This is a genomic window from Vibrio marinisediminis (assembly GCF_014050145.1).
GTDB lineage: Bacteria > Pseudomonadota > Gammaproteobacteria > Enterobacterales > Vibrionaceae > Vibrio > Vibrio marinisediminis.
In genome coordinates this window covers 1-21,142 of record NZ_JACFYF010000016.1, presented here as the reverse complement: position 1 = coordinate 21,142, position 21,142 = coordinate 1, and the positions used below count along the sequence as shown (strand labels likewise).

Here is a 21,142-nt window from a genome sequence, read left to right as displayed (position 1 = left end):
TGCGTTTTTTTACTCTATCACTTCGTAGCCTTTGGCTCTTAGCTCTTGGGCAAAGGCGCTTTTACTTTCTGCCTCGCCATGAATTAAGTGAATCGCTTTTGGTGGTTGCGCTATGCCATCGATAAAGCGCAGTAAATCTGCTTGGTCAGCGTGTGCTGAATAGCCCGACATAGTGTGGATTTGAGCATTTATCTCGACGTCTTCACCATCAATGTTGATCTCCATGTCACCATTTTGTATTGATCTTCCTAGCGTTCCCTCTGCTTGGTAACCGGCGAGTAATACATCGGTGCGAACATCGGGTAGCAATGCTTTCAAATAATCCATAATTCGTCCGCCCTGACACATGCCCGATGCTGCCACCACAATAGACGCTTCACCTTTCGATCTGAGACGGTTAACCAGCGCCAAATGATAGCGATGGTCGTTGACGGTGATGCATTGTTCAAAGGCTAATGGATGGCGTTGGGCTGCCAGACGGTCTTTGGCTTCCTGACCCCAAAGCTTCTTGAAGCGGCGATAAGACTCCGTTACTTTTTGTGCCATGGGAGAATCTAAAATGATAGGCAAATTGGCATCAATTTGATGCTGATAAATCAATTGTTCAATATCAAACAATAGCTCTTGGGTTCGACCGACACTAAAAGCCGGTATTAAGATAGCGCCGCCATCGGCAAGAGAGCGATCGATAATGGCTTTTAATCGTTGAGCACGAGAGTCAATTTCATCATGCAGTTTGTTGCCATAGGTGGTTTCAATCAATAGATAGTCAGCACGTTCCGGTGAGATAGGATCGGGAAGTAGCGGTGTATTGGTAGGACCGAGATCACCAGAGAAAACCACCACTTCACCGTTGGCGAGTTGTATTTCGATATAAGAAGACCCTAGGATATGCCCTGCCTGCTGAAAGCGAGCCTTGAGTGGTCTTTGTGCTTCTGAGTAAAGGGTAAACCATTGATTGTAAGGCTGTGGTCTTAGTAAACAATCAATCTGGTTGAGTACATATTGCACTTCTTTTTTGTTGAGCCCAAGTTGCAGTTTTAGACCGTCTTCTAGCATTAATGGCAACAGTTCTGCTGTCGCTTCGGTACAGTAAATAGATTGATGAAAGCCGTTGCCGACTAACCATGGCACTCGCCCGATATGGTCAATATGAGCATGAGTTAACAGTAGTGCGGTAAGATGTTCAGTCTCAAATTCGATTTCCAATGACCGTTCATCAGCGCCTTGAAATAAGCCACAATCAATGAGAATGGCTTGATCATCGACACGCAGCTCATGGCATGAGCCTGTGACCGTATTTTTGCCACCATGATGTATAAATTCCATATTGCGCCTCCATATCGTTCGATTCAGATTCGCCTTGCATTAAGCTTTATAAGCAAGATTATCCAATGACTTACTTAGATTGATGCTATGGATATACATTACTCAACTGTTTAAAAATTTACTGTGAGGGAGTGATTGTTCTGAGTGAGTAAACAAGAAAAACAGCAGTAGAAATATGGACAGACATCCGGTATTTCCCATGTGCACTATTAATAAAGCACCGCCAGTCAATGGACTGGCGGCGGAAGATTTCAGTGGTTATGGTTACCCTTCAGGGATGTCTTTGGGCTGAGTAAAACCGCCATAAAGATCGAGCCTGCGGTGCCTTAAGTTAGTCACGGAACCTTCGGTATTTAATTGCTTTAGTTTGGTTAAGTCGACATCGGCGAAGATGATCATTTCTGTATTTGCGCTGGCTTCTGTTAGCGTCGCATCGTGTGGAAAGTAAATGTCTGATGGGGAAAATACCGCTGATTGAGCGTACTGAATATCGACATTATCAACCCTAGGTAAGTTGCCAACGCTGCCGCCAATGGCGACATAACATTCATTTTCAATCGCCCTTGCTTGTGAACAGATTCTTACCCGCTGATAGCCGTTTTTCGTGTCAGTCCAGAAGGGGACAAATATAATTTGTGCGCCTTCTTCAGCCATGATTCGACCTAATTCAGGGAACTCACTGTCGTAGCAGATCAAAATGCCGACTTTGCCAGCATCCGTCTCAAATACGTTGATTTGATCCCCACCATCAATCACCCAATCTTTTTGCTCGTGTGGGGTAATGTGAATTTTGTATTGCGCATCAATTTGACCATCTCGCTGAAGGAGATAGGCGACATTGTAGAGTTTGCCATCTTTAATTTCAGGCATACTACCAGCGATAATATTGATGTTATAAGTCACGGCCATTTGTGAAAATCGGTTTTTGATCTCCTCGGTGAAGCTTGCTAGAAAACGGATGGCTTCAACTGAATTCTGCTCTTTTCTTAGCCCCATCAGTGGCGCATTGAAAAACTCAGGGAAGAGGGCAAAATCCGCTTTGTAATTTGCCAGCGAAGAGATAAAAAATTCCGCTTGATCAAGCAGATCTTCCAAATCATTCATTGCGCGCATTTGCCATTGCACGACGCCAATGCGCACCAATGTTTTTTCCACATCGTGGATAGACTCTATATCCTCTTCGTAGAAAAAATTATCCCATTCCAATAGTGTCGCGTAGCCTTGCGAGGCATCATCTTCCGGTAAATAGCCACGCATAATTCGTTTTACATCAAAATCGTTGGCCAGTTGGAAAGAGAGAATTGGGTCATGTAACTCGCGGCGTTTTATCTTATCGATATACTCTGCAACGGTGAGTTTGTCGGCATGCTGGTGGTAATTCGGGATTCGTCCGCCCGCTAAAATCGCTTTGAAATTTTTGCTACGGCACAGCTCTTTGCGCGCATCATATAAACGGCGCCCTAAACGCAAACCACGGTAGTCAGGGTGAACAAATACATCTAAACCATACATAGCGTCACCAGTGACTTGGTTTTGAATGACATTGTTTTCATTAATGATATCGGTATAAAGATGTGGAAGAGAAAAGCGGTTGTAATTCACTTTAATTGTTAGAGCGGCACCAACAATTTTACCGTTATCTTCTATACAGATTTGTCCATCAGGGAATTGGTGGATGAGATCCATAATGGTTAATCGTGGCCAAGAACCACCAACGTCATGAAAAACCAAATCCATTAGCGTGGCTAATTCTGGGTAATCCGTCGGTTCTATTGTACGTAGAGAAAGCTTGGGTGTGTTGCCATCCATATTCCGCTTGTCCTTTGTTAGCATTTCATCAAGTATGGTTGAGAATGCCAGAATTTAAATAAGGCAAATATATCAAGCACTCACAGTTTGAACGTGGGACACAAAGGTTTTTGATTGGAAACGATAAGGATTTTTTCTCTACAACAAAGAGAAAACCTCCAATTAGGAGGTTTTGTGTTGATGGGGCTTGGTACTACTACATAAGATCGCGCATTAAAACTTCATATTCTTCATTGGCTTCTTCTACCAAAGAAGAAAGTTCCAGAGCATCGGTAACCGCGAGTTTACAGCGCCAAGGTACTTGTTGTTCTTCACCACATACTTCAATCGTATTTCCTTGTGATTTAAAACTAAGATCGCCAAATTCGGTACTATGGTGCTCATGTAATTCAATTATTTCAACTTCTAACCTTCCGGTCGGGTTCACTTCAAACTGTGCGTGTAGGTTAGGGCGGTTCGACAGACAGTATTTTCTTTGGATAGCTAACATGGCAGCCTCCTTGCTTTGGAAATCTTAATATTAGTCTAGCCAAGATTATTGGCTGCCAGAGTGAAATAGTGATTAAGATTGATCTATCGCAAACCGACACTGGTCAAGCGTAGCAACTCGCATACTTATCGCGAATCCCTCCGTGTTTTCATTAAATAAATACTCTATTATGCGTGCCTTGCATGTCGTGTTTAAACTGTTGGCTGGCACAAAAATGAAATCAAATAGAAATGGTCGAGCGTTAGAGTATTTGTTGGTTGAGACGTTTACTCGGCTTTATAGTTCAGCAAAACTTAGCGCTCAAACAGAGCGAGATCAGCACCGAGATCGTCAACATTATGATAGTTTGCCGGTTGAGATGCAGCGCTACTACAGTCAACATTGCCAAACATTTGTGCAGTGGGTTAAAGAGAATCGAGTGGCTGATCAAGGCTGCGTTGAGATTATCCGTATCTCAGACCAAGATGCGGTGAAAGGGGACGTAACAGATATTCGCCTTGTTAGCGCAACGGGGCAGTATAACCTTTCTCTCAAACACAATAACAATGCGGTTAAGCACCAAAGACCGGGCAATCTTTTTTCCCAACTGGGAATAGCAGATAAAGCTCAAGAGAAAAGCTACCGTACTGAGATCACCGCCATTTCGAATCGTTTTTTTGCCCGAATCAGCCAATTTGAGACGGAACTATTTCATGTGGTGAAAAGCCAAGATGAAAGCATTATCTTAAGCTTTTACGATGAGATGTGCGGTTTGGTGACTGGCACCATTAATCGCCAACCTGTGAATGCGAATAAAGCATTCGATTTCTTAGTGGGTAATTGCAATTTTGACAAAGTCATTATTAGTCGTGATGGCGTTGAAGTGTTGCCGTTTAGCAATATTGCTAAGCCTCGGGCGCTAATGGCAAAGCAGACTAGCCATAACCATATTCAATTAGATTTTGATAATGGTTTTTCGTTTGATATGAGATTGCACACCGCGAGTAGCCGGTTTTCAGTTGGAAAAACTATTAACCAGAAATTTGATACCCGATTGATTTCAGATAGCGTCGAGAGCTTCTTTATTTCATAAAGCTCAGCCTATGCTTTCATAGGTTTGACCAAAGTAAAAACGGCACCTAACTCGGTGCCGTTTTCATGTTTGATTCTAGCTAAGCTTCTAGGTTAAAGCTTCTAGGTTATGCCGCTTGTTGTGATTGTGCCGCAGCAAGATGTGCTTGAATGCTTAGCGCCACCGCTTTTGCGAACGGTACAGCGACTGCGTTACCTATCATCTTATAACCCGCTGCAACATTGTTGTACACAAATTCAAAGTCATCGGGGAAGCCTTGAATACGAGCACATTCGCGTACGCTTAAACGGCGGTATTGGTGACCTTCAACAAACTTGAATAGATCTTTCTCAACCTTTTCCATTTTTGGTGCGCTTGGGTGAATAGGTGCGTGTCGACCGCCTGCTTGAATTGTGAATGAAGGCTCATCCCATGTTCTGACTCGGTTACGAGACATGTACATGGTAGAAAACCCACCAATCATATATTCGTGATTTAAGAACTTTACATCAGGGTTTGGCTTTTGCTTATCTAATGCTGGCACCGCTGAATCATTAAGATCAAGCAAAATGTCTTTTAGTGCTTTTTTTTCTGTTTTATCAATCGGTTCTGGGAATTTGTAATCCACCTTGAGATCACTTCTAAAACCAATAAAAATCACTCGTTTGCGATCTTGCGCTGCACCGTGGTCAACGGCGTTCATCATTTGATAAAACAAGTCGTAACCCGCGTCTTTAAACATCTGCTTAATGTTGTTTAACGCATTGGCGTGGCGAGTGTGTTGCATGCCACTTACGTTTTCAGCTAAAAAGAATTTTGGCTTTTTCGCTTCTAAAATTCGGATGAAGTCGAAGAACAACTGCCCACGTTTATCATCAATACCGCGCTGTGCGCCTGCTTCGCTCCAGCTTTGACATGGAGGACCGCCGATGATGCCATCACACTCAGGCACTTCACTTGCGTCAATCTCTGTAATGCTGCGTTGGTCTAGAACGGTATGTGGGTGATTTTTCTTATAGGTTGCCCAAATATCTTTATCATATTCGTTCGCCCAAACAACGTTGAAGCCTGCTTGTTCGAAACCTAGATCGAGACCGCCTGCTCCGGCAAAAAAAGAGACAACTTGCATAGTTATTTTAGTATCGTTTACTGGTGATGGATTGCGCATAGTGTAGCAATTTACTGTACATAAGGCCAGCTATTTTTTTTGTCGCAACATCATGATGTTAGCTTGGAAAATATTGGTGTTGGCGTTATGCCATAGAGATATAGAGTAACTATTTTTCAGTTTGGGATGAGCATGGCAATTCGTTGCTTAATTGGACGGTTAACTCGCTGTACAACTATTTTTTATTTCGTTATGCTCTTGCATCTTGTGTAAGCAAGCCCAATATTATTACTCATAGCCGATACGCCAAATGGCTACATTGGTCAACACGCTAGCAACTAAGCTAGTGCCTAGCAAATAGGCGTTGAGTCCTTCTCTCGTTACCGTAGTTATAAGTAAATTTGAAACCTCTTTTATCACAACAAGAACGAACTCACCTGCTACTTAGAGAGCTAGCACTAAGTGCCTTGCTGCACTTGGAATTTCATCAGCTCGACAAAGGCAGATCTTTAAACCTAGCTGATAAAAACTCACTTTTCCGCCTCTGGTTGAAGAAGCAATCTTCTTCTCTGCGCTATAAGCTACTAAAGAAAAAGATCAAAGTACTGATTCAACACTCGAAAGGGAATGGTTACAACTTAGAAAAGATGTTTCTTGAGTTGATCCATTTTGATGAAAGTGTGGTACTGACTTCTTTAGAAGAGTATTTGCTGTTGGTGCGCTCGATGGAGAAAGATCTAGGTTTAACAGTATTACTCTCTTCACCGCGAGATGTAGACCTAGGCTATGCTGAAGGGCAGAACTTTATTTGTGTGCTCGCCACTGATCTCAACAGCCATTTCTCCGATGAAGGCAGTATGTTGGCGCCGATTACTTTCTTGGTAAAAGCCACCGTATATGAACGCGCGGCAGTGCTAGCCACTGTGTGTAAATTCACTCAATTTAGCCACAATGTGCTGTATGAAGACAGTGAATTCCTAAGGTTTGAGTTGCAGGGATAATTTAGTAAAGGTTAGGTAACAACAGGTTTGAACCAAGCGTAAAAATCAACTTGGTAGAGGGGGTTTTACGTGTTTAAGTACTTGGCTAGCGTCCCTCTTTGTGAGTATGAATCTTGGGTCTTTCGGTGGTGAGCTGTGTAAGTGAGTCGTTACAAAAACATAGCAATTTGCAACGTTCAGACCAGACAATTGAAGTACAGTAGCTATCTGCAATATCACTTACAGTGATTGCAGCACCTCTAAGGTTAGTCACCTTTCCCCCTAAAAAAGCTCCTTGCGGAGCTTTTTCTGTAATTAAGTCACAATGTAATCGCTTGCTTACAAAGCAGACTATTCACTTACAAATCTCATTTAATTTGTAACCTTCAGATGTTGAATGTTTTTTACACTCTCATATGAACTTTCTAAACCTCATGGAAGTGACCTTTTTTCCTAACGTTTTAATTGAGAGAACAATATGAGTTTCCTACAAAACACAATGACCAAAGCACAAGTGCTAGGCAAAGCGTTAATGCTGCCTATTGCTATGTTGCCAGCGGCTGGTTTATTGCTAGCATTTGGCTTTCAACTTAATTGGCCGTTAATGCAAATGGCTGGGCAAGTCCTTTTTGATAACTTACATTTACTGTTCTGTATTGGTGTAGCCGTTGGCTTAACCAAAGATTCAGGTACTGCGGCATTGGCTTCTGTTGCTGGCTTTTTAGTCATGCATATGACCATCGGGTTGAGTTATGGCATTACCGATGAAATGGTGGCGAACTCCCATGCTTATGTAGAAGTGCTTGGGATTAAGTCGATGCAGATGGGTCCTCTTGGCGGCATGATCATGGGCTTATTAGGTGCATATATGTACAACCGTTTCTATAATATTCAGTTGCCGGAGTTTTTAGGCTTCTTTGCTGGTAAACGCTTTGTACCGATTGTGACGGCATTTTCAGCATTCTGCTTGGGTTTACTCGTGCCTTATTTCTGGCACTACGTGCAAGAAGCAATCGCTGCGGCATCGACGACGCTTAGCCAAGGTAATATGTATATATCTACATTCTTCTACGGCTTTATGGAGCGCGCGTTGATCCCTGTTGGTTTGCATCACATCTTCTATAACCCGTACTGGTACACATTCTTTGAATATACAGCGGTGAATGGCGATATTGTCAATGGCGCTCATACAATTTGGTTCCGTATGTTTGCTGATGGTGTGTATTCATTTGAAGGTGGTGGCTACGATAATGCGGGTGCGTACCTTTCTGGCAACTTTGCTATCTACATGTTTGCTTTCCCTGCGGCTTGTTTGGCGATGTACCAAGAAGCGCATACTAAGAACAAGAAAATTGCAGCAGGTCTATTGGGTTCTGCCGCACTAACCTCTTTTGTTACCGGCATTACAGAGCCTGTAGAGTTTGCATTCGTCTTTACTGCGCCATTACTGTATGTGTTCAACGCCATCATGGCGGGGGTTTCTTACTCTGTAACTTATGCGCTTGATATGCAAATGGGTAAAACCTTCTCAGCCGGTATCATCGATTATGTCGTGTTTGGAGTGTTACCTGGACTGCAAGGTTATGAGACAAACTGGATGAAACTCTTTATCTGGGGACCAATGAATGCTGCAATTTATTACTCTGTATTCCGTGTTGTGATTCGTAAGTTCAATTACCAAACGGTAGGTCGTGAGGAAGAAACAGCGCAAATCACACTCGATGATGAAAGCTTGGCAATTGCGATTCTTCGCCATGTTGGTGGTCGAGGTAACCTTACATCGATAGGTTCTTGTATCACCCGTCTTCGCCTAGAAGTGAACGATATGTCTTTAGTTAATGAAGATGAGATCAAAAAACTCGGTGTGATGGGCGTTGTGAAGGTAGGTAACAATGGCGTTCAAATTATACTCGGTGCAAAGGCACAGTTTATAGCCAACCTGCTTGAAAACCCAGAAGGTGAACTAGCACCTGCGTAACTTTATTAAGTATTGGACCATGGCGGTTTAAATGGTCAGCAGTCGCGCACCTTGTATAAGGTGCGCCATTTTACGACCAGATGAGGCATGTTATGACAAGTACCAGCGTAAGCCCTTCAATGATGAAATCCTCTAACTGTTTTGTTCGATGGTTCAGAGGTGAAATTCAACTGTGGAAATCTGTATTGTTATTGCAAATCTGCGGAACCTACGGTTTATTATTTGCTCTAGAATCAAGTAAGTTTTTGTTGCCCGAAACAATCTGCGTGGCGATTAAAATTATTGCATTGCCAATTTTTGCCTTATATAGCTCAATCTGTGTCTTTCGGGCAGCTCCAAGTTTTAGAGCGACCATTCGTGGTACGGTAGCAAAATGCTGGTCAGTCACATTTGTTCTTTGGGCGTTTTGCGTAGCTTATGCTCTGTCGGTAACCATCGCGGCTTGATGTGGTTTTTCTTGCCAACCGAAGGGAACTCAACCATTGCTGGTATTACCGACTAAATCCAATTTTTATCGCATCATTGCTGCTTAGAGCTTGATATGGACGTAAGCCAAACATCGGCATAATAGAGTAGATGTGGTCGAATAGGTCTGCTTGGACACCTTCATAGATAGCCCAATCGACGTTACATCAATATTGACCGAGCGTTCAATGCGGCGACCACCCGAATCAGACATATCTTGCCAGTTAATAAATGCGTTTTTCACCAACGCATAGGCCGGCAGCATACTTACCGTATTATCAAAATTTCTGACTTTCACTGTGGTTAGCGAGATTTCCTCTACCGTACCATTTGCGCCATAAGCGTTCATTTGAATCCAGTCGTTGAGGCTGATCATTCGGTTGGCGGAAAGCTGAATACCAGCGGCAAATCCAAGTATGGTGTCTTTAAATACTAACATGACAAAGCCAGTTGCAACGCCAAGACCAGATAAGAAAATGATAGGGGATTCATTGGCAAGAATAGAAACGAAAATAATCAAACCGACAAAAAAGGTGAACAGTTTAATTAGCTGAACGAAGCTTTTGATCGGCATCTTGCGGGTAATGCCTTTGAATGTGGCAATATCGTTGAGGGCATCTAAAAGCGCGAAGATCAGCCAACGGTTTATTGCAATACGTTTTTAACAGAACGAAAAATGACATGGTGTATAACTAAGTAACTCACCGCAGCAATAGCCAGCACGACCAGCACAAATACGCTGGTTAATTCACAATACCATACGGATCACTACTAATACCCACATCAGTGAGCTTGGCTGCAATATAATTGCGAATAAGGTGCTCTAGCAAAATAGCATCCTTTACTTTTTGTATGTCGTTAGAAATGGCGCTATTCAGGAACCGCTCGCTAGGCGATTCGGTTTAGTAAATTAAACGGTCTTAAGTAGTGTAGCTCTATGCGACTAGAGATATCTCAACTTTGTGTGAGTATTTGATTGTTCGTGGTTTTTTCAATCAATAATTTATATAGGGGAGGTCTAACAAGGCGGTGGTGGTTACTCAACGAGATGGTATTTTAATTTAGCTTGCTCAACCTAAAACTAATGCCGTGACTCTGCCATTATCATTTACATAAACACGAGTTCGGGTTGCTGTTCTTTCTCTGACCAGAACCAGCCAACACAAACTGAGTCTTGTTCATTCTTATCAATATAGGGTTCGATCCAGTTAAAAAATTTACCTATATCTTGATCGACCACTTTTACGTCAAATCGGCTGCAAAGGTACCCGTCATTGATATAACTGAATGTTTGAAAATTGGAATAACTGCAACGACCAAATCTTTGCCAATTTACGCACTCAAAAAAGACATGATTTGGTATGACAGTGGGCTTATCTCCATTATTAAACAAAAAGTTGAAGACACTTTCGATATCACATCCGAGGTTGCATTTTAACTTAGTACGCAAAAATACTTCTGTATATACACCCATACAAAAACCTCAGATAAGTGATAGTGAATAGGCTTGATGATCGGCCTGTTTGCTACACCGTTGATTTTACCACCGAGAGGTATGCTTTCTATGTGATGAATATCATACATCTACCTTTGATCTGGCATGAGTTTAAGGTGAAAAAGAAAGGGGAATTATCTTTGCTCTTTACCAATGTTTATAACTACCGAATTATAGTGGTCAACCATTTTTCGTTTTAGTACCGTTACTTATCCTTTCCAATATTTATTGCGTCATTGCTACTCAGCGCTTGATAAGGGCGTAAGCCAAACATTGGCATCATTGAGTAGATATGGTCGAACAGATCGGCTTGGACGCCTTCATAGATCGCCCAATCGACATTATTACAAAACGCATAAACTTGAAGGGGGATACCTTCCGCAGTGGGTTGCAGCTGACGAACCATGATTAACATATACTGGTGGATGTCTTTATTGGCGCGTAGATAGGCATTCACATAAGCGCGGAATAGCCCTAAGTTGGTCATTTGACGAATGTTGCCAATATCATTGTCGCCTTCCTCTAATTCTTGATTATATTCACTAATATCTCGCGATTTCTCGTAGATGTATTGGCGTAGAATTCGGATTTTTTTCATTGATTCAATTTCCTCGTCACTCATGAAGCGAATCGAGGTCACATCAATGTTGACGGAGCGCTCAATGCGTCGTCCACCAGAGTCAGACATACCTTGCCAGTTAATAAACGCATTCTGCACCAGTGCGTAGGCTGGCAGCATACTGACGGTATTATCAAAGTTTCTGACCTTAACCGTGGTGAGAGAGATTTCCTCTACCGTACCGTTTGCGCCATAAGCACTCATTTGAATCCAATCATTGAGACTGATCATTCGATTGGCTGAAAGCTGAATACCAGCGACAAATCCGAGTATGGTGTCTTTAAACACCAACATCACAAAACCAGTAGCCACGCCAAGACCGGATAAGAAAATGATTGGGGACTCATTGGCAAGAATAGAAACAAAAATAATCAAACCGACGAAAAAGGCGAACAGTTTAATAAGTTGAACGAAGCTTTTGATCGGCATCTTACGGGTAATGCCTTTGAACGTGGCGATGTCGTTTAGGGCATCTAAAAGCGCAAAAATCACCCAAATAAACATGAATAAAACCATTACGCCGAGCAGTCTATCAAGAATACTTGCGAGTAAACTGTAGTGTCCGACCGCAATTGGAATCATTACATCTAATATCATCACTGGAACCAACAATGATAGTTTTCCTAGAAGATCGAATTTGGCAAGGCTGTCTGCTAATGGCTTATTGCTTTTTTGCAGTACGTTTTTAACTGAGCGAACAATGACGTGGTGAACCACCAGATAACTTATCGCCGCGATAGCCAGCACCGTGAGTACAAACACACTGGTTAATTCAATGCCATAAGGATCACTGCTGATGCCGACGTCCGCTAACTTCGCGGCGATGTAATTACGCACATGATGCTCTAGCAAAATCGTTTCCTCTTTTATTGTTATAGCTTAATGAGGGAAGAGCGAGTTAAGTTTCAACTCGTTCATTTTTAAAGTGTAGCGTCAATGGTAGCAGCAAGGTGGGATGTTTGTCTTAGAGATAGGCAGGTTTTAGATGAGGCTTGTAATGTACCAATGAAAAAGCCGCTCAGAAAGAGCGGCAAATAGCGTAAAGGTTGGTAGTTAGTTACCTGCAAACGCTTTGAAAGTTTTGCCATTTTCGACACCCAGAGCGCCGCGTAGGTAAAACTTCGCCACATCCTTTGCATCAATGGAGTGAAAGCCAGGAAAGTAGTCACCATAAGTGCCCAATGACTCTGTCACCACGGTTGGGCTAACGGTGTTGATACGAATTCCACGTGGTAGTTCATGCGATACTGCGCTGACAAAGTGCTCTAGCGCACCATTGAGCGTGGCAGCACTGACGCCATACGCAATGGGGTAGTCAGCAATGATGCCGCTGGTTAGCGTAATGCTGCCATTATCGTTTAAGTAATTCAGCGCGATTTGCGTCAGATTAACTTGCCCCATCAAACGGCTGTTGATGCCCACATCCCATTCTTCACGGCTAATTTGCTCAAAGGTATTGAAAGCCACATCACCCGCTGCGCAAATAACGCCATCCACTTTGCCGATTTTATCGAATGCGGCATGGATTGAACTTGGATCAGTGACATCGATTTGCACATCACCACTGGTTTTACCCGCAGTGATAACTTCGCAGCGTGATTGTAATGCGTGAGTGATTTTTGAACCGATAGTGCCCGCAGCACCAATAACTAAAATTTTCATGATTGCTCTCCGTTGTGTTTACGTTTTGTATCTTATTGGCTTGAATTACACAGAAAAACCACACAAAATGAGCGCACTGTTTACTAAATGGTGCTAATCATGAATCTAACCTATCTACAGACATTTTTGACGGTGGCAGAAGAGGGCAGCTTTACCAAAGCGGCTGAGATATTGGATGTGTCGAAAGGTTTGGTCTCGCGTCATATCCAGCGTTTAGAAAGCTCCCTGAACAGTAAGTTGTTCCATCGCTCCACGCGCTCAATCAGTTTGACGGAATCAGGACGCGATCTACTGATTAGAGCGCAGCAGATCCAATTGTTGGCAACCGAAGCTGAAATGCGGGTGCGCGACATGGCACAAGAAATCAGCGGTGAGCTAAGAATTACCGCACCCTTGGAGTTTGGTCGTTCGCTGTGCCAAAGCGTGATCCCTGCTTATTGCCAACAAAACCCGTTGGTTGAGGTGATTTGCGATTTTGGTCCCGGAAAAAAACGAATTGAGCTAGGGGAGTATGATGTGGCGATTCGCGCCTTTGATACTTTGCCTGAAGATGTGGTGGCAAAAGAGTTGGGCGATATGCGCAATGTACTGGTTGCTGCTCCGGACTACTTGGCTTCTTTAGCACCTGTGACCATAGACAATATTGAGCAGCAGCTCTTTGTACTTAATAGCCAAAATGAGCGTTGGAACCACCTGCAGTTGGTGCAAGATGGTGAGACCGTATTCAAGCAAGTGATGGGAAATATACGTGCGAACACTTATACGGCAATTCTATCTTTGACGCAGCAAGGGGTGGGGTTGGCGTGTGTACCTTATATGCATGCGGAAGGAATGCTGGAGCGGGGCGAGCTGGTGCAAGTGTTGCCACAGTGGTCGGTGAAGTCGCATAAACTGAGTTTGATTTATGCCCAGCGCAGGATCACGCCATCAAAACTAGTGAAGTTCAATCAAGCGGTAGTAGATTGGCTACGCGAGAACCCTAAGTATTTAATTTAACGGTTAGTTTCTGCGCTGGACGTTACCCAGCGCAATTCAAATCGAAGAATTAGCTTGTTTGATATTGGTACAAATTATTGAGCGAGCCGTACAGCTCAATAGTGCCTTGCAGGCTAAAGCCAACCGTGTTGAGTAGTTTATTAGAGCGCGCATTATCGAGCAAAGTCACCGCGAGAACCGTATCAAGCGCACTTTGCTTCATGGTACTTGTCAGGGTTTTAGCCGCCGCTTCACTTGCATAGCCTTTGCCCGCAAACTCATCTAAAAACGCATAACCCAAATCAGGGTGTTCCAGCTCATCTCTTTTTAGTACTCCACACATTCCAATTGGCGTATGGCACTCTTTGAGCATCACTAAGCTAAGACCAAAGCCATACTTGGCATAACTCGCCATTGGACCTTGATTGAGGTAATTGATCGCGTCTTTTTTCGTGCGGACATTTTTATCTGCGATATAGCGAATAAAGGATTGTTGATTGAGTAATCGCACAATAAATTCGGCATCGCTCAATGCAAAATGGCGAACAATCAGTCTTTCTGTTTCACATACGACAGTCATGTGAATTTCCTCAAAGATGGAGAGAGGTCAAGATTATAAGCGCATGCAAGACGGTGGGGTAGGTACGGAAATCAATAAATCGGTGTTACCAAGCGTGTTACTAAATGATTTGGCAAGAGAGCGACTCTTGTATTGAGTTAGACATTGAGAGTGAGCCCGCTCATCGTTAACTATTTGAAAATGAGGCACATACAAAAAGGGCCAACTCTTGCGAGTTGGCCCTTTCCAAACGTTTGGTGGAGCTGGCGGGAGTTGAACCCGCGTCCGAAAACCTTTCATCATTGGTACTACATGCTTAGTCGATCTTTAAATTCACCATCCACCTGCGAACCGACACGCTAGTAAATGACTATCCTGAATTATAATTCGTCGTTCATCTCTCAGGCGGGAGAATCCGGACTAGCTCGTTTGGGTTTGACTCTTTGTTATTCCCCGTCTTACGTGCGGAAGCTAGGGCAAAGAGGCTCTTGGCAGGTTATTAAGCTGCTAGTGCGTAGTTTTCGTCGTTTGCGACTATTTTTTTGCGGTTTGTTAACGAGGCCTACCGCACCTCGGCATGCACCTCAGACTTCTGAATTCCCGTCGAATCCTAAATCAGCCCCAAGTGTTCGAGCATAGTATCAGAAAAGGAGACCCTGTCTAGTACTCTGCGTCTAAGTGGTCAAGTTTAACGCAATGAACTCTTCATTACGCGTGATTTCTCACGAGCCCAATCTTTTTCTTTTTGATCAGTACGTTTGTCATGAAGTTTTTTACCTTTAGCAACACCAATCTTAATCTTCACCCAAGAGTGAGACCAGTAAAGTGCCAGTGCAGCCAAAGTCATACCTTCACGGTTGATTCTGCCAGTTAGGTTGTCGAGTTCGCGACGGCTCATTAAGAGTTTACGTACACGCGTAGGGTTTGCGACAACGTGTGTTGATGCTTGATTAAGAGGAGTGATCGTCATTCCGCTAACAAAGGCTTCTCCGTCACGCATAAACACATAGCTTTCTGCGATATTGGCTTTGCCTTGGCGTAGGGCTTTCACTTCCCAGCCTTGTAGCTCCAAGCCAGCTTCAATTTCATCGTCAATGAAGTATTCGTGGCGAGCTTTCTTGTTAAGCGCGATAGTATTACTACCCGCTTTTTGTTTTGTTTTTTTCTTTGCCATAATAGCGCCATTATACGGTGCACAATGGGGTTAGCAAATCCCTTTATTTGCGCTGAGAGCAAATAAAAGTAAAATTGCGTAGGGCTTTGTGCTCAAGTTGTTCGTCAAGTAGGAGAATATATGAAGCAAGTCACTCGTTCTGCATTAGTATCATTTAGTGCTGAGCAGATGTTTGATCTAGTTAATGATGTTGCCAGTTATCCTGAGTTTTTACCTGGATGTTCGGGTTCGCGAGTTCTTGAAGCGAGTGCGTCTGGTATGGTTGCTTCGGTTGATGTCTCTAAAGCGGGGATTAGCAAAACTTTTACCACAGCGAATGAGTTGGTGGAGGGGGAAGCTATTCTTATGAGTCTTGTCGACGGTCCGTTCAAAACGTTGAGGGGCGGTTGGTTTTTCACGGCACTTGATGAGCAAGCATGCAAAGTTGAATTAAAGCTGGAATTTGAATTCTCAAGTAAGATGATTGAAATGGCTTTCGGTAAAATTTTCAATGAGTTGACCGGTAATATGGTTAACGCTTTTACCAAACGCGCGAAACAGGTGTACGAGTGTTATGAGTATTGAGTCTGACATGATTCATGTTGAGGTGGTCTATGCACTGCCACAAGAGCAACGTGTGTTTACTTTAGTCGTCAATAAGGCGATGACAGTAGAAGCCATCATTGCGCAGTCGGGTGTGTTAGAGCTGTACCCTGAAGTGGACTTGAAAGAAAACAAGGTGGGTGTCTACAGCCGCAATGTGCGTTTGGATGCGACAGTTCGTGATGGTGACAGAATAGAAATTTATCGCCCGCTTTTAGCTGACCCGAAAGAGATTCGTCGTAAGCGTGCTGAACAAGCGAAAGCGTCTGGTGGTGCTGATCCGGTGACCGGTGGCAAACCTAACGCAATGCGTAAGAGTGGTTAATTGCCAAGCAAGATAAAATGAAAGGCTCGCTTTAAGCGAGCCTTTTTGATTCATAGCGGTAACAGAGATTAGTTGATGCTTTCGAAAAATGCATCACTTAGAGGGTAATCACCCGTTACTTCAACTAAGCGACCTTGCTCATCAAAGTTTGCAATCAGGTTACGCTGAATCGACTCTTTGTGACCTTCGGTATGGTGGTAGATGAAATACCAAGTATTTGGGTATCCATTTTCTACTAACATTGGCGAGCCTAGTACAAAGCGTACTTGCTCTTTGCTCATACCAAACTTTAGCTTGTTTACGGCTTCTTGTTCAATGTAGTTGCCTTGGTTGATATCAATTCGATACACCAATTTTTCTAATAATGAACAACCCGTCAGCATCGTCATGGCGAGTGGTATTGCGATAAGCCACTTTTTCAATTGCATACTCAAATTCTTGTAACTATCCATTTGTTAAACTGGGCTGATAATAAACAAGCTTGCGCCTAATGTAAAAAGCTCATCTTGTTTTGAATTATTTCAGACCATGATTTTTGAATTAGGTTGCAAAGTCGATACACAATTCGTAAAAAATAGTTCTTTATGCCGCAATAAGTAGCTCACGAGCATTCGCTAAGGTTGATTCGGTGATTTGGCTACCTCCGAGAAGTCTAGCAAGCTCAGCTACGCGCTGATCTTCACCCAATTGGTTCATTTGTGTTTCAGTTTTACCCGCTTTGGTCTGTTTGGCGACAAACAGTTGTTGGTGCCCGCAACCAGCTACCTGGGGAAGGTGAGTAACACAAAGTACTTGGGTAGATTCGCCCAGTTTACGTAACATTTTACCGACGACGGCGGCGGTTGGTCCGCTGATGCCCACATCTACTTCATCGAAAATCAGGCTTGGTGTATCTACTTTTTGCGCGGTGATCACTTGAATAGCTAACGAAATACGTGAAAGTTCACCACCTGAAGCGACTTTCGCGATAGGCTGCATTGGTTGACCAGGGTTGGTGGATACCACAAAACACACGCTGTCTAAACCGAGTGGTGATGGGTGCGTCCCTTCATTGTGCACTTCAATGCTAAATTGCGCTTTTTCCATACTCAATTCATGCATGCTGGCTGTGATGAGTTTGTTTAGCTCTTTCGCATAACGGCTACGAGATTTATGCAATTTCTCTGCGCTAGATAAAAATGCCATATATTTGGCTTCAACATCTTGAGCAAGCTCTTCTAGTTTTTCGTCTGAACAGTCGAGTTGTTCTATCTGAGCTTGTAGATCTTGATGATGTTGGTAAAGATCTTCGGGCAGCACGTGGTGCTTGCGTGAGATCGACATGACCTTCGAAAAACGCTCCTCGACGAATGCCATGCGCGTTGGGTCAACATCGATATTGTCGAGATAATTGCGCAGCTCGTTGTTGGCTTCTTCTATTTGGATGATGGCTTCTGCCAGCATATTAGGTAGTTCAGCCAGCGTTTCGTCCAGTTCTGCAAGTTGAATTAGGGAGTGATTGGCTGATTGCAAAATACCAAGCGCATTAACTTCTTCACCTTCATAAATAAGCTCTATCGCTTGTTGGCAGGTGGAGGCAAGCTCACCACTATTGGATAAGCGCTTATGCTCTTGTTCGAGTTCTTCATACTCTTCCTCACCAAGCGAGAGTTCGTTAAGCTCTTTTATTTGATATTCCAGCAACTGTTTTTGTGCTTGGTTCTGCGCACTATTTTCACGTAGTTGCTTTAAGTTATTATCCGCTTGACGCCAAGTTTGATAAGCATTGCGGGTATTTTTGAGTAAGTTAAGGTGCCCAGCATATTGGTCGAGCATTGCCAGTTGATAATCACTTTTCATTAGCTGGTGGTGCGCATGTTGACCATGAATGTTGATCAACTGCTGTCCCAGTGATTTTAGTTGCGAAAGTGGAACTGGGCTGCCATTGATAAAGGCGCGAGAACGCCCATCTTTACTGATGGTTCGGCGTAAAATACAGTCATTGCTATCTAACAGGTCATTATCTTCTAACCAGCGCGTAGCGTGAATATTGTTCTCAAGAGAGAATGCCGCACTGACCTCGGTTTTTTCTTCACCTTGACGAACCATAGAGGCTTCGGCACGACCGCCTAAACATAGCCCAAGAGCATCTATTGCAATAGATTTACCTGCACCCGTTTCACCGGTGATGGTGGTCATGCCCTTAGAAAGTTCTAGCTGCAAAGATTTAACAATAGCAAAATTATTAACACTCAGATGAGCCAGCATTTTTATTACCTGTTTAAATGAACAATACTGTATATAGACTCAGTATATACTGTTTCTTTATACAGTAAAGATGGGCAATGAAAATTTTGTGAGGAAAGTGGTTTTTAGAAGCTTATTGATTACATTAAGTTTTACAGAGTGATGATTGGTTAACTCGCTGGCGGGAAAAATAAAAAAAGGCTGATGGGTTAGCATCAGCCTTTTGGGGATGTAGTGGTCTAAAACAGTTTACTTGACCAACCGAGTTTATTTCTTAATACGTGGTAGTAACTGTAATCTTTAGGATGAATCAACTTCAACGCGTTGGGGCTTTGATAGATATGAATTTCATCACCAGGAGAGACAGGTAATGAGACCTGCCCATCACAGCTTACTTCTTGTGTGCCGCGGTTATCTGGCGAGACAATCAATTTTATACGGCGTTTACTGTCCACCACCAAAGGGCGACTGGATAGGGTATGTGGGAACATCGGTACTAATGAAATCGCATTGAGGCTAGGCGATAGAATAGGACCGCCACCAGAAAGCGAATAAGCGGTAGAGCCTGTTGGAGTTGATATGATCAAACCGTCAGAGCGTTGCGAGAAAGCGAAACTGTCATCAATATAGACTTCGAACTCAATCATATGTGCGACTTGCCCAGGATGGAGTACCGCTTCATTGAGGGCTGCGTTGTGGCTCTTGATCTGTTTATGTCGGTGGATCTCTGCTTCGAGCAGAAAACGTTCTTCTTCTATGAACTCACCATCAAGAACGGCTTTAAGTGTGGTTTTAAAGTCTTCTGGGTTGAGGTCGGTTAAAAAACCTAGATTGCCACGGTTAACACCGATCACTGAAATATCAAAACGAGATAAAACACGTGCTGCGCCAAGCATGTTACCGTCACCACCCACGACAATGGCAAGGTCTGCCGCTTTCCCAAGTTGGATTAAGCTCGCAAAGTGTTCATTGGGTATATCGCTAAGAATATCGCTCAAACGATCGTCAATATAAACGCTGTAACCCTCACCAGTCAGCCAAATATACAATTCTTTATGGGTCTGAATTGCTTGCTGATCTCGAGGTTTACCAATGATGGCGATCACTTCAAATGGTTTTTTCATGGCTTTTCCGGTAGAAATAGGCTTGAATCGATAATCTTCATCCCCATAATAATGGCAAGTTAGCTAAATATGCGAATTTTTGTGTATTTATAGCGTGCAATCGTGACACGCAAACAACACAAATACGTGAATTCTGGAGATATCATGAGCAACGAAGAGAAAAAAATCCAAGAAGAAGAGCTACAACAGCAAGAGAATGCCGTTGAGTCTGACGTAGAAGCTGTAGGTACAGATGCTGATATCGAATGGAACGAAGAGACTGAACAGGATGAGCAAGAAGCAAAAATTGCTCAATTAGAAGCAGCTCTACTTTCAAGCGAGGCGAAGCTTAAAGATCAGCAAGAAGGCGTGCTACGTGCTAAAGCAGAAGTAGAGAACATGCGTCGTCGTACTGAGCAAGAAATTGATAAGGCGCGTAAATACGCTCTAAACAAGTTTGCAGAAGAACTATTGCCAGTTATCGACAACCTAGAGCGTGCGATTGCGGCGGCAGACAGTGAAAACGAAGCGGTTAAACCTCTTCTTGAAGGTGTAGAACTGACTCACAAAACGTTTGCAGATGTGGTGGCTAAGTTTGGTTTGAAAGAAATTAACCCTGAAGGTGAAACTTTCAACCCTGAGTTCCATCAAGCGATGTCAATTCAAGAAAGCCCAGATCACGAATCAAATACTGTTATGTTCGTAATGCAAAAAGGTTACGAGTTGAATGGTCGTGTGATTCGCCCTGCAATGGTAATGGTTGCGAAGTAATCGCGAAGTTATCCTTTTTCTGCTATGAAATAATGCAACGCCCTGTCTTAGATGGGGCGTTTTTCGCATTTAGCAAAACATAACCCTGTGCTTTCAGTGGCTAAAGTGTCATCACTATCAAGGTGAGCGGGAAAAATAATAGCAAAAAAACGATTTTTTTTGTTTTTCTCCCTTGAAATGCCATTTGCCGCCCTTATTTATGGTGCATACAAGAAGCAAACATATCGCTTTTGTTTGTGAGCAAGGGTTGAAACCCAATTTTCTATCCCCCACATATGGGATAGAGCAAAACGATAATAGAATTTATTCGGAGATAGCCTGATGGGTAAGATCATTGGTATTGACTTAGGTACTACTAACTCTTGTGTTGCTGTTTTAGACGGCGACAAACCACGCGTGATTGAAAACGCGGAAGGTGAGCGTACAACCGCATCTGTTGTT

The 21,142-nt window shown here is 43.2% G+C and carries 20 protein-coding genes, 1 other RNA gene and 1 pseudogene; 9 read left to right on the top strand and 13 right to left on the bottom strand.

Going from position 1 to position 21,142, the window contains the following annotated elements:
* Positions 1–9 precede the first annotated feature (9 nt).
* The 3 genes from H2O73_RS17765 to H2O73_RS17755 all read right to left on the bottom strand — a co-directional run bounded on the left by H2O73_RS17765 (position 10) and on the right by H2O73_RS17755 (position 3,628).
* Positions 10–1,329, bottom strand: a complete 1,320-nt coding sequence (locus tag H2O73_RS17765; RefSeq protein WP_182110272.1) for an MBL fold metallo-hydrolase RNA specificity domain-containing protein — start codon at positions 1,327–1,329, stop codon at positions 10–12.
* Positions 1,330–1,593: 264 nt separating this feature from the next.
* A complete protein-coding gene (locus H2O73_RS17760; RefSeq protein WP_182110271.1) occupies positions 1,594–3,138 on the bottom strand; it encodes a bifunctional GNAT family N-acetyltransferase/carbon-nitrogen hydrolase family protein in 1,545 nt (514 codons plus the stop codon).
* Between the two features lie 196 nt (positions 3,139–3,334).
* The gene (locus tag H2O73_RS17755) at positions 3,335–3,628 is read right to left on the bottom strand and encodes a hypothetical protein (RefSeq protein ID WP_182110270.1); all 294 of its coding nucleotides are present in this window, start codon (positions 3,626–3,628) and stop codon (positions 3,335–3,337) included.
* Positions 3,629–3,842: 214 nt separating this feature from the next.
* Here H2O73_RS17755 and H2O73_RS17750 point away from each other — a divergent pair, with 214 nt between their 5' ends.
* Positions 3,843–4,700, top strand: coding sequence for a HaeIII family restriction endonuclease (locus tag H2O73_RS17750; protein WP_182110269.1), 858 nt, complete (start codon positions 3,843–3,845; stop codon positions 4,698–4,700).
* A gap of 106 nt (positions 4,701–4,806) precedes the next feature.
* Here H2O73_RS17750 and H2O73_RS17745 read toward each other — a convergent pair whose 3' ends face one another.
* Positions 4,807–5,847, bottom strand: coding sequence for a DNA cytosine methyltransferase (locus tag H2O73_RS17745; RefSeq protein ID WP_220457656.1), 1,041 nt, complete (start codon positions 5,845–5,847; stop codon positions 4,807–4,809).
* 341 nt (positions 5,848–6,188) lie between these two features.
* On the opposite strand from H2O73_RS17745, the gene H2O73_RS17740 reads away from it, so the two are divergent.
* The 3 genes from H2O73_RS17740 to H2O73_RS22230 all read left to right on the top strand — a co-directional run bounded on the left by H2O73_RS17740 (position 6,189) and on the right by H2O73_RS22230 (position 9,247).
* Positions 6,189–6,788, top strand: a complete 600-nt coding sequence (locus H2O73_RS17740) for a DUF2913 family protein (RefSeq protein ID WP_182110268.1) — start codon at positions 6,189–6,191, stop codon at positions 6,786–6,788.
* A gap of 457 nt (positions 6,789–7,245) precedes the next feature.
* On the top strand, positions 7,246–8,745 hold the full coding sequence (locus H2O73_RS17735; protein ID WP_182110267.1) for a PTS transporter subunit EIIC: 1,500 nt from the start codon (positions 7,246–7,248) through the stop codon (positions 8,743–8,745).
* A 373-nt stretch (positions 8,746–9,118) separates the two neighbouring features.
* A complete protein-coding gene (locus H2O73_RS22230; protein WP_281364250.1) occupies positions 9,119–9,247 on the top strand; it encodes a hypothetical protein in 129 nt (42 codons plus the stop codon).
* Here H2O73_RS22230 and H2O73_RS17730 read toward each other — a convergent pair.
* The 3 genes and pseudogenes from H2O73_RS17730 to H2O73_RS17720 form a co-directional block, all read right to left on the bottom strand.
* Positions 9,237–10,040: pseudogene (locus H2O73_RS17730) on the bottom strand (mechanosensitive ion channel family protein). The gene H2O73_RS22230 and the pseudogene H2O73_RS17730 overlap by 11 nt on opposite strands.
* A gap of 870 nt (positions 10,041–10,910) precedes the next feature.
* Positions 10,911–12,176 (bottom strand): mechanosensitive ion channel family protein, encoded by a 1,266-nt coding sequence (locus tag H2O73_RS17725; RefSeq protein ID WP_182110266.1) that lies wholly within the window; start codon positions 12,174–12,176, stop codon positions 10,911–10,913.
* Positions 12,177–12,377: 201 nt separating this feature from the next.
* A complete protein-coding gene (locus H2O73_RS17720; RefSeq protein WP_182110265.1) occupies positions 12,378–12,986 on the bottom strand; it encodes a short chain dehydrogenase in 609 nt (202 codons plus the stop codon).
* Positions 12,987–13,085: 99 nt separating this feature from the next.
* Between H2O73_RS17720 and H2O73_RS17715 the strand changes: the two genes are divergently transcribed.
* Positions 13,086–13,982, top strand: coding sequence for a LysR family transcriptional regulator (locus tag H2O73_RS17715; protein WP_182110264.1), 897 nt, complete (start codon positions 13,086–13,088; stop codon positions 13,980–13,982).
* 49 nt (positions 13,983–14,031) lie between these two features.
* Here the strand turns inward: H2O73_RS17715 and H2O73_RS17710 are convergent, their stop codons facing one another.
* From H2O73_RS17710 to smpB, 3 genes are all read right to left on the bottom strand, one after another.
* Positions 14,032–14,541: a GNAT family N-acetyltransferase gene (locus H2O73_RS17710; protein ID WP_182110263.1), complete on the bottom strand. Its 510-nt coding sequence runs from the start codon at positions 14,539–14,541 to the stop codon at positions 14,032–14,034.
* Between the two features lie 234 nt (positions 14,542–14,775).
* Positions 14,776–15,143: a transfer-messenger RNA gene (gene ssrA / locus H2O73_RS17705) on the bottom strand.
* 65 nt (positions 15,144–15,208) lie between these two features.
* Positions 15,209–15,694 carry an SsrA-binding protein SmpB gene (gene smpB, locus H2O73_RS17700; protein WP_182110262.1) on the bottom strand — a complete coding sequence of 162 codons (486 nt, stop codon included), beginning with the start codon at positions 15,692–15,694 and terminating at the stop codon, positions 15,209–15,211.
* Between the two features lie 120 nt (positions 15,695–15,814).
* On the opposite strand from smpB, the gene H2O73_RS17695 reads away from it, so the two are divergent.
* Positions 15,815–16,258, top strand: a complete 444-nt coding sequence (locus tag H2O73_RS17695) for an SRPBCC family protein (RefSeq protein WP_182110261.1) — start codon at positions 15,815–15,817, stop codon at positions 16,256–16,258.
* Positions 16,248–16,601 carry an RnfH family protein gene (locus tag H2O73_RS17690; protein ID WP_182110260.1) on the top strand — a complete coding sequence of 118 codons (354 nt, stop codon included), beginning with the start codon at positions 16,248–16,250 and terminating at the stop codon, positions 16,599–16,601. The genes H2O73_RS17695 and H2O73_RS17690 overlap by 11 nt, the downstream gene beginning before the upstream one ends.
* Before the next feature lie 68 nt (positions 16,602–16,669).
* Here H2O73_RS17690 and bamE read toward each other — a convergent pair whose 3' ends face one another.
* From bamE to nadK, 3 genes are all read right to left on the bottom strand, one after another.
* Entirely contained in the window at positions 16,670–17,029 is a 360-nt protein-coding gene (gene bamE, locus H2O73_RS17685; RefSeq protein WP_182110259.1) for an outer membrane protein assembly factor BamE, read from the bottom strand.
* Positions 17,030–17,183: 154 nt separating this feature from the next.
* Positions 17,184–18,848 carry a DNA repair protein RecN gene (gene recN, locus H2O73_RS17680; protein ID WP_182110258.1) on the bottom strand — a complete coding sequence of 555 codons (1,665 nt, stop codon included), beginning with the start codon at positions 18,846–18,848 and terminating at the stop codon, positions 17,184–17,186.
* 218 nt (positions 18,849–19,066) lie between these two features.
* Entirely contained in the window at positions 19,067–19,951 is an 885-nt protein-coding gene (gene nadK, locus H2O73_RS17675) for an NAD(+) kinase (protein ID WP_182110257.1), read from the bottom strand.
* Between the two features lie 144 nt (positions 19,952–20,095).
* On the opposite strand from nadK, the gene grpE reads away from it, so the two are divergent.
* Together grpE and H2O73_RS17665 are read left to right on the top strand one after the other, a co-directional pair.
* A complete protein-coding gene (grpE, locus tag H2O73_RS17670; RefSeq protein WP_182110256.1) occupies positions 20,096–20,701 on the top strand; it encodes a nucleotide exchange factor GrpE in 606 nt (201 codons plus the stop codon).
* A 321-nt stretch (positions 20,702–21,022) separates the two neighbouring features.
* Positions 21,023–21,142, top strand: a 120-nt coding sequence (locus H2O73_RS17665; RefSeq protein ID WP_182110255.1) for an Hsp70 family protein, incomplete at its 3' end; no start/stop codon positions are given.

Coding starts and splice junctions, on each gene's coding strand:
- H2O73_RS17765 (WP_182110272.1), bottom strand. CDS start 1,329: ATGGAATTTATACATCATGGTGGCAAAAATACGGTCACAGGCTCATGC.
- H2O73_RS17750 (WP_182110269.1), top strand. CDS start 3,843: ATGAAATCAAATAGAAATGGTCGAGCGTTAGAGTATTTGTTGGTTGAG.
- H2O73_RS17720 (WP_182110265.1), bottom strand. CDS start 12,986: ATGAAAATTTTAGTTATTGGTGCTGCGGGCACTATCGGTTCAAAAATC.
- bamE (WP_182110259.1), bottom strand. CDS start 17,029: ATGCAATTGAAAAAGTGGCTTATCGCAATACCACTCGCCATGACGATG.
- nadK (WP_182110257.1), bottom strand. CDS start 19,951: ATGAAAAAACCATTTGAAGTGATCGCCATCATTGGTAAACCTCGAGAT.
- recN (WP_182110258.1), bottom strand. CDS start 18,848: ATGCTGGCTCATCTGAGTGTTAATAATTTTGCTATTGTTAAATCTTTG.
- H2O73_RS17695 (WP_182110261.1), top strand. CDS start 15,815: ATGAAGCAAGTCACTCGTTCTGCATTAGTATCATTTAGTGCTGAGCAG.
- H2O73_RS17710 (WP_182110263.1), bottom strand. CDS start 14,541: ATGACTGTCGTATGTGAAACAGAAAGACTGATTGTTCGCCATTTTGCA.
- H2O73_RS22230 (WP_281364250.1), top strand. CDS start 9,119: ATGCTGGTCAGTCACATTTGTTCTTTGGGCGTTTTGCGTAGCTTATGC.
- H2O73_RS17755 (WP_182110270.1), bottom strand. CDS start 3,628: ATGTTAGCTATCCAAAGAAAATACTGTCTGTCGAACCGCCCTAACCTA.
- H2O73_RS17715 (WP_182110264.1), top strand. CDS start 13,086: ATGAATCTAACCTATCTACAGACATTTTTGACGGTGGCAGAAGAGGGC.
- H2O73_RS17690 (WP_182110260.1), top strand. CDS start 16,248: ATGAGTATTGAGTCTGACATGATTCATGTTGAGGTGGTCTATGCACTG.
- H2O73_RS17735 (WP_182110267.1), top strand. CDS start 7,246: ATGAGTTTCCTACAAAACACAATGACCAAAGCACAAGTGCTAGGCAAA.
- smpB (WP_182110262.1), bottom strand. CDS start 15,694: ATGGCAAAGAAAAAAACAAAACAAAAAGCGGGTAGTAATACTATCGCG.
- grpE (WP_182110256.1), top strand. CDS start 20,096: ATGAGCAACGAAGAGAAAAAAATCCAAGAAGAAGAGCTACAACAGCAA.
- H2O73_RS17760 (WP_182110271.1), bottom strand. CDS start 3,138: ATGGATGGCAACACACCCAAGCTTTCTCTACGTACAATAGAACCGACG.
- H2O73_RS17745 (WP_220457656.1), bottom strand. CDS start 5,847: ATGCGCAATCCATCACCAGTAAACGATACTAAAATAACTATGCAAGTT.